Annotated in this window: 1 protein-coding gene; it reads right to left on the reverse strand. The window is 75.9% G+C overall.

What is annotated here, in order from left to right:
* Nucleotides 1-4,931: 4,931 nt before the first annotated feature.
* Nucleotides 4,932-16,235, reverse strand: coding sequence for a pentapeptide repeat-containing protein (locus IF37_RS46725; RefSeq protein ID WP_367647148.1), 11,304 nt, complete (start codon nt 16,233-16,235; stop codon nt 4,932-4,934).
* Between the last annotated feature and the right edge of the window lie 1,107 nt (nt 16,236-17,342).

The following is a 17,342-nucleotide window of genomic DNA, read 5'->3' on the forward strand; positions in this document are numbered from 1 at the left end:
CCGTGAACGAGCTGGCGGCCCTGGGCCTGCCCGTCAAGGGTGGATCCGTCCAGGTCAGGATGGCCGACACCGGACAGTCGATGGCCGACGGCCTCCGGAAGGCGTATGCGGACGCCGTGCGCGCCGACCAGCTCGGGACCGCCCAGAGACTGGCCAGGGCGCTGGCCTTCCACGGGGTGCCGGCCCCGGCAGTGCAGCGGGAGGACACCGGTTCCACCGGCACCCGTGCGGACGGCCCGGCCGCCGACGGGACGGCGGACCGGGCCGGGGCCGCCTTCACACCGCTACCCGCGTCCGACGAGGACGTGCGGGCCATCCACTACCTGGGCGCCTCCGAGGAGTTCGAGAGGCGGCTGGCGGACCACATCATGACGGGCATGCCCGCCGTGCGGGACCACATCCGCGCACTGACGGAGGCCGCCTGGTCGTACGTATGGCGGAAGAGGCCCGAAGACCTGACGGCGTTCGGGCGCAGCGCCCCCGCGGTTCCGGGCGCGGTCGGTACCGATCTGACGGTGCTCGCCGCCACGGTGCGGGAGGGCAACCTGCGCGAGCTCGTCTCCATGCTGACCGCCCTCGTCGGCACGAGCGGCATCCTCCGCTTCGAGCATCCTCCCGAGCTGAAGGCGCAGCGGACACAACGCGAGCAGGGCGAGAAGCGCCGCACCGCGCAGCGGCCCGACGAGGTACGACCGCCGTTGAGCGCGGCCGAACGGGCCTTCGCGGTCCTCCGCGGCGGGGACGGCCGCGAGCGGCTGCGGTGGGTACGCGGTGAGGACCACACCCGGCTGCCCTTCGCGGGCGAACTGCATCAGCGGTCGAAGGAAGCGGGGGGCCTGGTCAGCACCGGACTCTCCGGCAACACCTGGAACCTGCTCGCGGTGGCCAGGTACGTCGCGCGGAAGACGGACTTCCCCGTCGACATGCGGACGGTCCGGCTGGCCGCCGTCGGCGTGCTCGTCGGCGTCGGCCACCACACCATGCACGAGGTCATGCTCACCGCGCAGATGTGGGACCGGGCGCAGGGCGGCGTCTACGGGCTGGACTACGACAACGACGTCCGGCGGTACCGGCGCCTCGCACCACTGACCGAGGAGGAACTCCGCCGCCACGTGGCCCTGGACGGCCTGTTCCCCGACGAGCACGCGCGCCTGCCCGGCGACACCGCCACCTTGGCGACGGCCACCGCCGGTGAGGGCGACGCGGCCGCCGTACAAGCCGGGTGGACCGGTGCGGCCTGGGTCATGGCCATGCTGCGCCAGCCGTTCGTCGGCATGGCGAGAACCGACCACGCCATGACGGCCGGCCTGTCGAAGGCCTTGGAACAGTATCCGGGGGACCCGCGGCTGCTGGAGGCGCTGAGCACCTACACCGGTGCCGTCCCGGGGGGGAGGGCTGCGGAGCGGGTGGGGGCGGGACCCGCCGGCGTGCGCGCCTCCGTCCCCGCCGGCACCCCGGGGGAGAGCGCCACCCAGGAGACCCCGGCGCAGGCCGACTCCGCGCACGGGACCGGCCGCCCCGGCGACCCCGCACGGGAACAGGGACGGGACGCACCCGCTGACACGGTGCCGGGGCAGGACCCCGGAGACGACACCGTGCCGCGCGCCCCCTGGTACGCGCGGCACGGCATGCTCGGCGAGGGCGCGGTGCGCGGCGTGGCGACGTGGACCCCGGAGCAGGCCGACGCGGCGGCCGGACAGGCCCTCGAAGGCTTCGACGATCCGGCGCTGGCCGCGCACCTGAGGCCGGCGCTCGCCACCGCTCTGCGCACCACCGACCCGACCGCCTGGTCGGACCTGCTGCGCCGGGGCGTCCACCACGCCGTCCCCGCCGGCGCCGGACGACCCGCCCGGCTCGTCTGGCTCAAGCCCGCGCTCGAGAACGCCAGGCCGACCCGGCACGTCACCGAGGACGGGGACGTGCGCACCTACGGCGTCCGGTTCGCCGCCAAGTCGGTGTCGGCCGAGCAGTCCCGGTCCGTCACGGACGCCGTCGCCTTCGGCGTGCTCACGGCTCTCACCCTGACCTCCGCCGTCGCCTCCGCGGCCGTCCCCGGCGTACCCGCGGTGCGGGGCGAGGCGGAGAACGCCGTCGTCCGAGGCGTCCACCGGACGGTGATCGCCGGACACAGCACCATGGTCGCGGAAACCACCGGCTTCGACGCGGACGTCGTCTTCCGGGTGTACGTCGACGGGCAGGACGGCCGCACGCTGCGTCCCGTCGACCGGGGCCTGGTGGCCGACTTCCCGGCCGCGCACTCCACGGCCGGCGAGCCCGCTCCCTCCCTCGCCGATCCGCCCCCGCCCGCCCCCACCGCCGACGCCCGCACGGCGCCGCCCCGTCTGCACCGCCCGGTCGTCCACGCCCTCGACATGACGCCCGTCGCCCTGGACGTGCAGAGGCGTCTGCTCGATGCCCGGCTGGGCCCGGACGCGGTGCGGAGCATCATGGCGCGGCTGGACATCCTGAGCGAGGAGGTCCGCAAACGCGGGCTCACCGCGCTGGGCGCCGGATACTCCGACCGCGCCGTCCGGGTCGGCGCAGTGCTGCCCGGCCTGGGCACGGACGTCCGGGTCACCCTCCGGGTGACCGGCGTCCGGCTGGAGTACCTCGGCCGGACGCCGCCGGTGAAGATCCGCGAGGACCTGGGCGTGGGGTCGGCGTTCGTCAGCGGCCGCAGCGGCGAGAGCTCCGTCTCGGTCACCGCCGGGGCCAGCCTCATGGGCCTGGCGGCCCCCGCGACGCACGCCCCCGGACACCACGCGGCCACCAGCGGACAGTTCCCCATGGCCCTGCTCACCGTCGGCTCGAAGAGTTCCTGGCACCAGAAGGAGACCGTCCAGACCGGGCGCCACACCGTCCTCACCACCACCGAGGACGAAGCCCGCTACCGGGCCGGCCTCAGTGTGCTCGTCGAGCTGTCCTCCCGCTCCCACCCTCGGCTGTCCGACGCCCCCCGCACCGTGGAAGTGACCGCCGACCTCGGCGTCCCCTGGTGGGGCGGGGAGGGCGCGGCAGAGTTCGAGGAGGAGGCCCTCGGGCAGGTGCGCAGCCCGGAGGTGCTGTGGACGTTGCAGCACCGTCCCCCGGCCGCGGCGGCGCCGGTCGCCGACGCGCCGCACGTACGGCGGCTGCTCGATGTCGCCGGTGCCGGGCCCGACCGTGCGCCGACGCCCCCGGCCCCGCCCGTCGAGGCGGCCCCGCCGGCGCCGAGCCCGCGGGAACCCCTGTACCTGGCCACCCGGCGCGGACTGCCGCCGCTCGCCGTGGCCGCCGCGCTCCCCGGCGCCGAACACGTCGTGGACTCCCTGCGCGCGGCCGCCCGGGACCTCGCCCGGCGCACCCGGATGAGCCCCGCCCGCCGGGACGCGCTCCTCGAGCACATCGAGCTGCACGCCGGCCCGGACGCGCTGCTCGGCGACCTGACCGACGCGCTCACCGGCATCGACCACACCGTGGGCGACGTCGAGTTCGGCATACGCGCGCGGCTGCTGGACACCGTGCGGGTCACCACGCACCCCACGACCCTCAACACCCGGGTGTCCACGAGCCGCACGGTGACCGGCGGCACCGGCCACAGCCTGTTCGCACGCGGTTCCCTGGGCGGCGTCACCCGTATCTCCCTCGCCGGCGGGGTGCGCATCCAGGCGGGCGTCGGCAGGCTCGAGGGCGGCGGCACCTTCCGCTCCGGCACCGGCTTCGGCACCACCGCCGGCTCCTACGAGCGCGTCGAGACGGAGGGACCGGTCGACCGGCACGTCATCCGGGTCGGCTACGACGTGTTCCTCGGGGCCAGGGGCCACAAGACCGAGCGGTGGTCGCTGGACCGCCCCGAACTCACCGCCCACGTCCTCGTACCGCACCAGGTCGTGCCCCGTACCCCCGTCACCGGGGCCGACGCACGGGCCGCGGGCACGCTGCGCCGCGCCGGCCGGTCCGCCCCCCGCGACCAGGCAGCCCTCGACCTGTCCTCGGGCACCTCCGGCGTCTACCCGACGTTCCTCGACGCACCGGTGCTACGGGAGACGGTGGCCGGCCTCTACGCCCGCACGGCGGGCGGCGCCGCCCTGCCGCCCGACGTGGCCGCGCGGCTGACCCCGCGCGCCCTGGCCGCCGACCTGGACGCGCTCACCCGCCCCGGCGGAACGGAGATCGTCCACCGGACGGCCGACGGCGAGTACGTCGCCCTGCGCCTGGAACTCACCCCGCTGCGGCCGCGCCTGGAGGAGCCCGCGGGCGAGGTGGAGATCGAGCACTACGCCAAGTCCGCCGTCCGGCACACCTCGGTGCGGGGCGTCGACCGCGCCGCGCAGATCCTCGGCGGTCCCCAGTTCCAGTTCCGGTACGGCTCCGACTCGGGCGGCGACGTCGAGATCAGCGACGGCCACCTCACCGGGGCCGAGTCGGGGCGGCACGGCGGGGTGCCCGGCGGCCGTGTCACCGTGATGGCCTACGCCTCCGCGGAGGTGCACCAGGGCGTCCGCCGGACCACGGACGACGGCGTCATCCACATCACCCGGACCACCGACTCCGGCCCCAAGCGGCTGGTCACCGCCGACGGCGGATGGCGGATCGAACTGGTCAGGTCCCGGGGGAGCGAGGGCCGTGCCAGGGTCCTCGACAGCGTGGAGCGGCACATCACCGTCACGGACCACCTGACCCTGATCGTCCCCGAACGCCGGATCACCGACCTCCTGCCCCCGGCGGGCGGCCGGGAGGGGGCCGGGACGGTCCAGGACACCCCCGTCACCCGCGGTTACCTGGGCGGCCTGCTGCCGCGCAACGCCGCGCACGCCGAGGTGCTGCAAGGCGACCAGGTGGCGCGGACCGTCGTCGAGCGGCTGCGCGCGCACGGTCTGCTGGCCGCCCCGGTCGACGGCCGGCCGCTGCCCGTCGAGCCGCTGCGCCACTGGGCGGAGCAGACGTTCGGCTCACCGGCGCTGGCCGCCGGGTTCGGCGCCACGCTCGGCAGCGGACTCACCGCGTCGTTCGTCCTGCCGGGCTTCGCCGGCGCGCGACGGGTGGTGTGGGTACGGGTGCGGGTGGAGGAGGTGTTGCCTGCCCGGTCCGGCGCCCACCGCCCGGAGATCACCCACACCCTGCGCAACGAGGGGGTGCGCGAGGAGCGGACCAGCGAGCGCGGCGGCTACGCGACCGGCGTCGGCGGTGTGATCACCGGCCGCGGCGGCACCCACGACGCGAACGCGGGCGAGCAGGGCCACGCCGGTGCCGACCTCTCGGCCGGCTACGCGGTGGGCCGCACCGTGGAGGAGTCCCGGTCCGGGAAGGTCCTCGACATCCACCGCACCAGCCCCCGGGACAAGGGGGCCGCACCCGGCACCGGGGGCGCGCAGGAGATGACACATCCGCTGCGGTACCGGGTCGAGGTGGGCGTCACCCACCAGAGCGCCGAAGCCGTCCGCCTGCTCTCCCGGGGCGCCGCGTTCATGGCGGGCGCCGTCGCCCGGACGGTGGGCCTGCGCCCCGCGACGCTGCCGTGGTCGCGGCCGTTCGACTGGCAGGAGTCGGACGTCGTCGACGGCACCGTCCGGCTGCTGGTGCCCCGGTACCTGACCGAGGAGACGGGCCCGGTGACATCGCCGCGGGCGCCGTTCCGCCGCGCCGTGGGGAACGACCCGCGCTGGGTCCCGCCGGGCGCCGCCCCCGCGCCGGTCACCGGACTGGCGGAGAACCTGCACGTCTGGGACGTGCCGGCCGCCGACGCGGTCAGGCGCTGGGCGGCCGTCGCCGCCGGGCGGCCCAGCGCGTACCCGGACGAGGTCCTGCGGGCCACGGCCGACGGCCGGCTGCCCCGGGAAGCGGACGGTGAACACCTCGCGCCGCCCGCCCGCGCGCGGTACGACCTGCACACCAGCCCCGAGACGCTGGCCGTTCGCGGCTCCGGCCTGTGGGAGGGTGACGGCCACGCCATCACGGTGGACGGCCGCACGGTCCGTGCCCGCCTGGTGGCGACGGGGGTGGAGTTCGGCCCCGAGAGGCAGCAGAAGGCCCGCGTCTACAGCCAGGACGACGAGGAGCACGAGAGCGCGCAGGAGAGTTTCCGGGGCGTCCACCGCGGCGGCGGCCCGGAGGCCGGCGGCGGTTCGGACGACGTGGCGCTGCTGAACCGCGACCCCTACGAGCGCGGCACCGGCCGCGAGGACAGGCTCGCCTCGGGCGCGGCCGGGACCGACGAGCACAACAGGGAGAGCGTCACCCCCTACCGCCACGTCACCCTCGACGTGGACGTCCACCTGCGCGGCCCCAGGGGCACCCTGGTCGTCTCGGTCCCCCGCGGCGTCACCGGCATGATCCGGGTGAAGGACGGCCGGCTCGTGGGCGACCTGGACCGGCTGCTCGAACCGCTGTCGGCGGCGCCGGCCGCAGCGGGCGCCGCCGTGTCCGGGAACGGTGCCGCGAGCGCCGCTGTGCCCGCGTCGACCGACGCGGCCGCGGTGTCCGATGCCGTCGTCGATGCCGCCGCGTCCGATGCCGTCGCGACCGAGACCGCCGCGGACGGTGCCATCGCGGTGTCCGGTGCCGCCACCGTGACCGACGCCGTCCGCACCGCCGCGGGCGGGCCGGCCGGCCTCGTGCCCGCCGACGACGGCACTGCGTCCGCGTCCGCCGCCCCCGCGGACGGGATCGCCGCCCCGGTACCCGCTGCCGCCGCGGCCGAGACCGCGGCCGAACCCGTGGCCGAGACCGCGGCGGAAGGCGGGACGGAAGGCGAAACGGCGCCGCGGATGTCCGCCGCGACCCGTTCCGGGGAGCAGGCAGCCGAGCAGCCCGCCCCGGCGCAGGCAGGCGACCGGCCGGAGGCGGCGGAGGCCACGGCGCCGCCGACCGGGGCGACCGCGTCGCCGGAACCCGGGGACGACGAGGCCCTCGGCACGTCGCAGGACGGGCCGCGCGTCCTGTCGGAGCGGGCCCTGGGCAAGCGGCGCGCGGTCGACGCCCGGACGTCGGACCGGCATCCCGAGCAGGCAGCGGCTCCGGACGGCACCGCCGGACGGCGGCCCGTGACGGCGGGAGAGCCGGGCACCTCGGAACCGGGCACCCCGGAACCGGGCACCCCGGAACCGGGCACCCCGGAACCGGTCACCCCGGAACCGGACGCCTCCGGACGGAGCGAGGACGCCGGTCACGCGCCGGTGCCGTCCACGGCGCCGACCCGTTCCGGCGCCGAGCCCGGCGGGACGGCCACCGCCGCGCGGGAGCGGGCCGTGGCGCCGTCCCGCACGGCCGGGCAGGAACCGGGAGCGTCCGGCGACCCGGCCGCCCCGCTCCCCGTCCGGCGGATCCGCGACCTGGACCCGCACGCGCTGACCCTCGCCGTCCCCCGGTCGGGGCTGCCCGCCATGCCCGAGGTCGTACGCGCGGTCGAGGAGCTGGCCGCCCGCCGGGGACACCGGCTGTCCCCAAGAGCCCTGGAGGGGCTGCCCGGCACCCTGCTGCTCAACTACCGCTACCTCGGTGCCGGATTCATCCTCGGGCTGGACGGCGTCGAGCTGCGCATCCGGCTGGAGACGGCGGACCCGCTGCTGGTGCCCCGGGCGGCCGGCGCCTACGACGGCCGGTCCCTGGCCCTCGTCCCCGAGGAGGACGAACCGGACACCGCCTCCGTGACCACGGAGGGCGGCAGCGCGTCGGACACCGGGAAAGCCCCGGACCGGCCCCTGGGCCGCTTCCCCGAGCCCGAGGAGGCGAAGCCGTTCCACGCCAACGAGGCGGTCAACAGCCTGATCACCCCCGGCGCCGTCGTGAAGGGGTACTCGGCTCCCACGGAGGCCTTCCGCGTCAACGGCGCCGCCTCGTTCGGCATCGGCGTCGGCCGGATCGGCCTCGGCGTCTCGCAGGCCTACGCCACGAGCCGCAGCACCACCACGGTCTCCGACGCGGAGCAGGGCCGCGTCGCCGTGGCCAAGACGGACTCGGAGATGGTGGCCCTCAGGGCCACCTGGCGGATCGCCCTGCGCACCGGCACCGAGCAGACCGGAACCGACGACGCCCCGGTCACCGTGGAGGCGGCCGAGACCGACCGGCTCCTGGTCCAGGTGCCGCAGTACTACCTCGAACCCGCACCGGCGCGGCAGGTCGTCGCCGACGGCGACCGGGTCCGCGAACTGCTCGAACAGGTGCCGCCGGTGCACTTCGCCGCCGGTCTGACCGGGCTGCCCGAACTCTTCGACGGCATCGTCGCCCTGCTGCGGGAGCAGGGCCTGTCCCTGCGGGTCGGCAGCGCCACGCGTGACGAACTGGTGCAGAAGCTCTGGGACCTCGAGGCGCACCTCGAGGAGGCGGCGGGCTCCGGCTACCTGATCACGCTCCACAACCGGTACGGACAGCCCCGGGCGACCGTCCTGGTGCGCAGCGAACGCAGCGGCGTGCCCGTCCTGGTCGGCGCGGTCAGCGACAAGGCGGCGGTAGAGGACGTCAGGACGGCGATCGCCGGTGTCGGCAGCGGCGACACCAAGGCCGCGTCGACCCGCTTCGCCCTGTCGGGTTCCGCCTCCCCGCTTCCCGCGGGACCCAACATCTCCCTCGAACTGGCCCGCGCGTACTCCACCAGCGTCGCTCTCGGCGTCGGCCGCACCGGTCTCAGCGTGGAGGTGCTGCGGGTGAAGGAGACCGCCGGCTACCGGGTGGGCTGGACGCACACCGCGGTCGTGTCCGTGGCCGGCCGCGGCCGGCGGACGACGGATGCCGTACCCGGCGAGGGCCACCTGCGGGTCCCGGTGGCCGACGCGTTCCGCCACGGCCTGCCGGTCGGGGAGGAGGCACTGGCCGACGAGGACGGCCCCGCCGCGCCGGCCGTCCGGACCACCCCCGCCGCGCCCGCCTCCGCCGCCCGGTCCGGCACGTCCGGTACGTCCTCGACGGGAACGGCCGGCGCCCCGCGGGCCGTACCGGAGACCACCGAGCTGCGCCGCACACGCGGGGCGCACGACGAGGGCCTGGAGCGGCTGCCGGCGCACGCGGCCTCCGGCCGCGGTTTCGGCACGGGCATCCTCACCGTCGGCAAGGACACCGCCCGCGCACTGCACGACCTCGTCTACGAAGCGGCGCGCGGGGGCGGATACGTTCCGGCCGATCCCGAGGCACCGCTGAGCCGGCGCGACCTCGGCGACACACTGCTGCGGCACCAGCTCGAGAACCAGCGGATCCTCGCCAAGTTCCTCAACCCGCGGGCGCTGGGCGTCCACGAGTCCGTGATCAGGCAGGACGGCCTGCTCCTGGAACTGGTGGTCCCGACCAGCTCGCTCGGCGTCATCACGGGCACGAGGGTCCTGTCCGTCCTGATCAAGGCCAGGCCCACCCCCGGGACGGAGCCGGAGTTCCGGGGCACGACCGACGCGTACACGCTCGTCCACCTCGACATCGGCCAGGACACCGCCCGGTTCTCGGAGAGCAGCAGCAAGCGGACCAGCTTCTCCGCGGGCCTCCGGGGCACCGACGGAGTCCTCCGCAGCGGCGGGTTCGGCGCGAGCGGCATGCTGCAGTCCGGCGTGGCCCAGTCCCGCAACCGCCTCACCAGCCTGCCCACACTCCAGGAGTACGGCGGGGCCGACAACCGGGTGTTCAGCCTCCACGAGGACTACGAGGCCCTCTTCCACGAGACCCGCAACGGGCTGAGCGGCCTGGACCGGCGCGCCCCGGGCACGTACGGGCACTGGTGGCCGCCGCGCAGCATCCCGCTGCCCCGGCAGCAGGCCACGGTCCTGCTGTACCCGGTCGGCAGGCCGCAGGGCCAGGCGGCGGCCGTTCCGACTCCGCCCAGGCTGCTGGAGCACGGCGTGGTCCACTACGTCGACACCACCGGCCTGTACGACGCGGTGGTCGCGGCCGTCCCCGACACCGCGGGGCGCCCGGGCGGCCCCGCCGAGAAGTTCCTTCGCACCCTGCTGGGACCGCTCACCATCCGCACGCACCTGCCCGAGCTGCTCACCGACGGCATCTCCACCGACCAGGTCTTCGAGGCCGGGTTCGTGCGCAACGAGCACGCCGCCGTGCACGTGTCGGCCGAGCTGGGCGCCTCGACCTTCGTGGGCGCCACGTCGGAGCCGTTCGTCTCGGGGAACATCGCACTGGGGCTGACCCAGGCCAACAACGAGCAGAGCGACTCCCGAGGCGTCCAGCTGACCCTCCCCAGCATCACCCTCGGCGGGGTGGTGAGCGGCAGCGCGTCCGTGCAGGGCGGCCTGGACGCCGCCTGGGGGCGGCAGTGGAACGCCGCCACCGTCACGGAGACGACCGGCGCCACCGAGGAGATCAGACTCCCGAGCCTGGGGCACCGGCCCGTGTACTTCTACCGCGCCCAGGCCACCTACGCACTCGACGTCCTGCGGCAGGAATCGGCCAAGCTGCTGCCCACCCGGTCCCGGTCCGGGACGACGACGGTGCGCGACCGCGAAGTGGTCTACGGGGTGCCGGAGTGGGTGGCGCTGAGCGCCTACGGCCGCGGCGAGCTGCCCGTGCCCGACCGGCAGCTCGTCGACGTGATGAACGCCTGGAGCCGGGGAGAGGTCCGGCTCGGCGGCGACACCGTCGCCGCCCTCCTGGTGCGCTGGACGGACACCACGCCCGACCCGGTGGACACCGCGTCCGCCGACCCGCTGACCAGGCTCACCGCGTCCCGGGCCGAGCTGGCCGACCTGCTGTGGGACATGCACCGTGCCGGCGAACTGCCCGTCCAGGACGACGGGGTCCTGCGTGCCTTCGCGGACCGGTTCGGCAAGTCCGCACCCGACGGAAGCGTCCAGGCACCGCCGGCACCCGTGCCCGACGGGCCCAGGACCGGGCTGCCCGACTACCTCACCCGTGAGGGCAGCCGGCTCCTCGGCCACAGCGCGGTCCACGAGGTGGTCTACGACGAACCCGGCAGGACGCCGCTGGCCGTCGTGACGGAGCTGGTGAACAGGGTGGCTCCCGGGGCCCTGAGCGCGAACCCCGAGGTGTGGAGCGCCGGGGGACGGCACATCGGCTCCCTTCAGGGGCTGCGCCCCGCACTGGAGGGCCTGCTGGGCGGCAAGCGGCCGTGGACGTTCGCCGAGGAACTGTTCTCCCCGGACGGGATGACCCTGTACTTCCCCACCACCGGGCTCCCCCGGGCCGGGCTGGGCCTGGAGATCGTCGGCCTGACGCTGCGCGCCGTCACCGGAGCCTTCGAGGTGGGGGAGTTCCTCCCGAACACCGGTCTGGAGCACTACCGGCACGGAGGCGCGACGACGTCCCGCACCGCCTCCCGGGACGCCACGGTGTCGGTGAGCGCCAGGTTCGGCGGCGGCGACGGCGACGGCGCCGGCTCCTTCGCCCTGATGAGCAGCGCGGGCATGGCCGCGGCCACGCACAGCGCGCTGAGCCGCGGCACCACGGAGACCAACGAGCAGACCGCGTACACCTACGACCAGGGGACCTGGCGGGCCGACGCCCGCTTCGAGCTGCACGTGACGGCCGACGTCCTGAGGATGCGGCCGGGCTGGTCGCTGAACGACCTCATCGCGTCCACCGTCCGCCGGCTGGGCACCAGCCCCCACTCGGCGTCCGGCGTCGTACGGGGCACCATCGCCCTGCAGGTGCCGAACGCCGTGGCCACGTTCCGGCCCGGGTACGGTCCGTTCCTCGCCCCGGACCCCCGGCCGCTGCCGCCGCTGCCCGGCGACGCCTACGTCACCGGTGTGTCGCTGGAGGAGATCCGCCCGGCGGCCGACGCCCTGTGGAAGCGGCTGTTCGGGGTCGACCCGCGGACCGACCGGGTACCGGTCAACAGCGCCGTCCTCCAGCTGTCGAACCCCACGCAGCTCGCGGCCCTCCTGCCACAGGCCCAGCGGGGCCCGGTCGTGCTGGGCAAGGCCCTGTTCGTGACCGGCCGGTCCGGTGAGCGGGCCGACCTGTCCCTGCGGCTGCACGGGTTCTCCCAGCTGAGGGTCCTCGGCCGGTTCGAGGGGGAGATCGGCACCGGACGCTACGGGAAGTCCCTGAACGCGACGACGGCGAGCGCCGGCATCGACGACTGGCGGCCGTCGGCGGGCTTCAACGCCGTCGGGGTCGCGGTCGCCCCCACCCACGACAACCTCGCGCGCACCAACGGCGGCGAGGCCCCCTTCAGCCGGGTCACCGGCGCGACCACGAGCGACGCGGTCGGCGAGAGCTACCGGCGTGAGCAGCACCTCAAGGGGCTCGGCCCGGCGACCTGGCGGGTGGAGGTGACGGTCCGGCTGTCCCTGATCGCCCAGAAGCGCCACGAGGGCCTGTTCGTCACCTACTCGGACCCGCCCGCGGAGAGCCGCCCCGTCACCGGCCGTGTCGAACTCCAGCTGCACGAAGGCGAACTGGAGCAGTTGCTGCGCCTCTGGGAGCAGACACCCGAGCCCGCGGCCCTCGGCCCGAAGGACTGGGCCGCACTCGACGCCGCGGTCCGCGCGCCCCTCGACCTCGTCCCCCTGCTCCGCAGGGCCGCCACGGCCCGCGGCGGCACCCTGACCCGGCTGCCGGAGACGGTACTCCGCGCCGTGCGCGAGGCCAGGGGGCACGGCATCGGCGCGATCGCCTTCACCCTGGACCGCGCCGATCTGGTCCGCATGGCCCACACCGAGGCGCTGAACTGGGCTGTCGCCACGGTGGAGGCGGACCTGGCGGCGGGACCGGAGACGGGCGAGGGCGCCACCCGGGCGCATCAGGTCCTCAGCCGGTACCGGGCCCGGCGGGAGGACGGCGCCGCCGGGGCCACCCAGGACGAGCTGTACGCGCTGATCCGCGAGGTGAACGAGGTCCACGACGCGCTCCGCCGGGACACCGGCCCCGTGGGGCCGGTGAGCCTGCCCGACGCGCTGCGGTACGTGGAGCTGGACTGGGACCACTGGCTGCGCGTCTTCGCCCACGAGGCCGGCGTCCCGGTACGGCTGGAGCTCACCGGGGCCGAAGGCCCCTTCCACCGCTGGGCGGAGCCCTCCGGCCGCGTCCACGCCTTCGACCCGCGTCAGGGCGCGGACGTGCCGGAGCTGACCGTGGAGCGGGCCCGGCGGGCGGGGCTGCTGACGCCCGTGCAGGCCGAAGCCGTCCGCGACGCCGGCCTGGCCCCGGTCGAGCTGGCCCTGACCTACCGCACCTCGTGGGCGGGCGGCAGGACCTTCGCGGAGGCGGTGTCGCTGGAGGTCGACCGGCGGCTGCGGGAACGTGTCCGCCTGGCCTTCCGTCCGCTGCCCGGCGAGGGCACCGAGGCGCTGCGGGCCCTGACGGCGGTGCTGCTGGCGGGCGGCCCGGGAGCCCGGGCACTGGTGGAGACCGGCGGCGGCTACGTGTACGCGGTCAACACCCGGGGCACCGTCCGGTTCTCCGGTCCCGACGGCACCCCGCTGCCGGCGGTCACGCTGGCAGGCACCGCCCGGTCCTTCGAGATCGACGCCTCGGGCACGCTGCTCGACCGCGAGTCGACCGACGGGGCACCGCCGGTGCGGCAGGCGGACGGCGAAAGGCTCGGCTTCCCGCAACTGCGCCTCGGCGCCGACCTCTTCGGCTTCCTGCGGCGCTACGGCCCGGAGCACCCCGCGGCGGCCGACGAGCAGGAGGGGCGTACGGCCGACGCGTCCGGGACCACCCGCACGGGCTGGGTGCCCGTGCTGGACCCGATCGCCGAGGAGCCGGAGCCGGAGCAGGCGGGGGCGCGGGAGGAGGAGCCGGGGCCGGACGAGGCGACCACCGAGGACGACGGCCCCCGCGACGGGGACCCGGACGACGAGGACCCGGACGGCAACGGCCCCCGCGACGCGGACCCGGACGACGACGGCCCGGACGGTGGCGGACCCGGAGGCCGGGGACCCGAGGCCGGCGGCCCGCGCGACGGCGACGCACCGGGCGACGCGGACCTCCCGGCGACGCCGGACCCGGACGCGGAGCCGGCCGGGTCCCCCGGGGCCGCGGCGGCGGACGGCCCGGCGCTCACGCCCCGGGACGGCGGGGACACGGCCGTGGCCCACTCGGCTGCGGAACGCGGTGCGGGCGCGCGTACGGCCGGCGAGCGTGCGGCCGACGGGTTCACGGCCGGGGAGGACACGGCAGGACAGGGTGCGGTCGGCGTGTCCACGGTCGTGGCGGATGCTGCCGCGCAGGGCCCGGCCGGCGAGCGTGCGGCCGGCGTGTCCACCGCTGCGGAGGACACGGCAGGACAGGGTGCGGTCGGCGTGTCCACCGTCGCGGAGGACACGTCGGCCGACCGGAAGGCGGGCTCCACGGCCGCACGGCGCGGTCGCCGACGCCCCGCCCCGCTGACCCTGCGGATCGACGGCACGGCGCGTTCGGGGCGCACCGATGCCTACACAGTGAAGGCCAGGGGAGAGGCCGAGGGTGTCTTCGCACGGGTCGGCCGACTCCGGCTGTCGCAGGACCCGGACGCCGGCACGTCCCCCGCCGGGGTCACCGCGCCGCACTCCGCCGGCCCCGAGCGCCGCCTGGTCACCCTGGAACAGGGAATCGTCACCGATGGCCACCCCACCCTGCTGGTCTCCGAGGACGGCACCCTGGCCGTCAGCGACGCGGACGAGGCCCGGGAGGCGTTCGTGACCCGCGAGGTCTTCGACCGCTCCTCCGCCGCGCTGCGCGCCGTCGGCAGCGAAACCGCCCTCGTGCTCGACGCGCACGTCTCGCTCAGGCTGGACCACAACGGAGTCGAACGTACCCTGTTCCGCGTACGCCCCCAGTCCGGTTCCCTGCGCACCGACGTGTGCCGCGACCTGGCCACGCACCTGCTCGGCGGCACGCCCGACCACCTGGTGTTCCGGGACCGGTCCGACGGCATCGCGCTCGGTCCGATGAACGCGGCCGACGGCCTGAAGGTGAGCGGCGTGCACCGGCTGGCCTCCGCCGTGGCCGACGTCGCCGACGGCGGCCGCCTCACGGCCCGCACACCCGGCGCGTCCTGGGCCGCGGAGAAGGCGTCCGGCGCCACCGGCTCCGCGGTGCCGCCGACCCCGCTGTCCGGTGCGCGCTACGGCGCCTACCTCGGGGCCGCCGCCGGACGTACGGCGGAGCACGGCGTACTGGGCGAAGCCGCCGCGGCCGTCGGCATCAACGGCCATGCCTGGGCCCGGGTCGGCGAGGCCTACCTGACCCAGTCCATCGGCTCGCGCGACGAACACGGCGGCTTCGTCCTCCAGGACCACGCCGAGGCCTACCACCCCGTCGAGAACCCCTTCGGCTACCACTACGCCACCGTCGTCCTCGCCAGTGAGGACCGCCACTCGGCGGTCACCCTGGAGAACTACGCGCGCGCCGGGAGCAGGCGGCGCCTGCTCACCGAGGCCGTGCACCGCAACCTGGACCTCCACAACACCGTCGAGCTGCGGGACATGGTGAAGCAGTACGAGCAGGAGGCGGATGCGCTGCCCGACGGACCGGACCGCGTCCGGGCCGAGGCTCACCGCCGGGCCGCGCACGCCCTGGTCGAACTGCACGAGGCCGGTTACCGTACCCCCGCCCAGGGAGACGTGCCGGCCGCCGAGGAGCCGGACCGCGCCGCCCAGGACGCCCGCGACCGTGCCTTCGGCGCCGCCCTGCGCGCGCTGGACGCCCTCTCCGCCACGCTGGGAACGCCCCGCGCGAAGGACCTGTGGCACATGCGGTTCGTCAGCCGGGACCGGACGTTCCACGACGCCATGGCGGGGATGCGCCCGCAGGACCGGCCCGGCATCGTGGTCAACCCGCTGACCGCGGTCGTCGTCGGCGCCCACCGGGCTCCGGCGCAACCCTCCACGCGCTTCACCTTCGCCGAGGGCCGGGCGCAACTTCCGGAGGGTGAGGACATGATGCGGCTGCGCCACCTCGCCCGCCAGGTGGCCCGGGTCGGCCTGTGGAACCACGCCAACCGCCTGCCCCTGCCGTCCGTCACCGTGTCGGCCGGCGGCAACGGCTACCGCGAGCGGTTCGCCCTCACCCCCGGCCGGGCCGGCCACGCCCACAAGACCGCGCACCACCGTCTCGACTGGCTGGAGTCGACGTTCCGCGCCACGCTGGCCGAGCAGCTCCACGAGCTGACGGGCGATCCGCGACGGCGGTCCGGCGGACCGAGTGCACAGGACTTCCCCGTACGAACCCGCAACCGTGGCCGGGACCTGCCGCCGGGCACGGTGGTCTCCGCGCAGACACCCGCGTCCGTCCTGCGCCGACAGGCGTCGTTCGACGTCGACATGCACCCGGCGGACGAGCAGCACACGGCGCCGACGCCCGCCGACACCCTCCATTACCTGGCCCTCGGTTCCCCCGCCGTGGTGTCGCTGCTGGAACCGTCGACGGCGAGCCCGGCCGTGGCGGCCGGGGGGACCGGCGGGCCGTCCACCGAGTCCGGGCAGAGCCCCGTCGGCGGCCTGGACCTCACGGCCCTGCTTCACACCGCGGGGCTGGAGCCGTCGCCGGCGGGCGAACACGCGCAGCCGCCGCCGTCGCCCACAGTCGACACCTCCCCGCGCCGGCCGCTCGCCTTCGGCGCCCCCGAACCCGGTCCGGCCGGTGCACAGGAGGAATCGAGTGCGCCGGGCTCCGCCCCACCGGACTTCTACACGTCCCACCAGCCGGGCTCGGCCGGCACCCGCCTCGCCGGACTCGTCGTCATCCCCGAGGAGGTCACCCGGCCCGTCGCCGCACGCGGTGAACTGCTGCGGCTGCTCGAACTCGTCCTGCGCACGCCGGAAGCGGTCCAGCGCGTCCTCGCGGCGGAGGACGACCGGGCGGACACGTCACCCTGGCACATTCTGGTACTGCCCCGCGGGGTCCGTCCGACCGACGTACCCGGGTACGCCGACCTGCACGACCTGCACGAGACGTCCGGCCGCCCACGTCCGGTCGGCGAAGCGCGCGCGCTGACCGACCCCGTACGGCGCGTGGTGGTGGTGCCGGAGGAGAACCTGACCGGCGAGGACCCCGCGACCGACGGGGCCGTGGCGCAGCCGGACGGCTTCTCCGAGGTCCTGCACGAGCTGTTCCACCTGGCGTGGCACCGCCTGCTGACGGAGACGGACCGGCGCGCGGTGATCGAGGCGTACAGGAAGAAACTGATCGCCGAGCCGGTGGAGGACGCGCCGGGGCAGTGGCCGGACGGCCCGCTCCGCGCCCCCGGCGGCGAGTCGGCCGTCAACTACTCCGCCACCAGCGCCGAGGAGTACTTCGCCCAGACCGGCAACGCCTACCTCGGCGCCAACCACGGCCACGATCCGTACACGGGACAGCCCCGCAACAACGGTGCCGCGTGGGTGCGGGCGAACGAACCCGAGTCCGTCGTCGCCCTGCTCGAGGGCATCCTCGGCGACCGGGACCCGGGGACCCTCCCGCCCGCCAACCCCCGGGCCGCCACC

Origin of the sequence: Streptomyces sp. NRRL S-31 (assembly GCF_000718775.1) — a bacterium.
Taxonomy (GTDB): domain Bacteria; phylum Actinomycetota; class Actinomycetes; order Streptomycetales; family Streptomycetaceae; genus Streptomyces.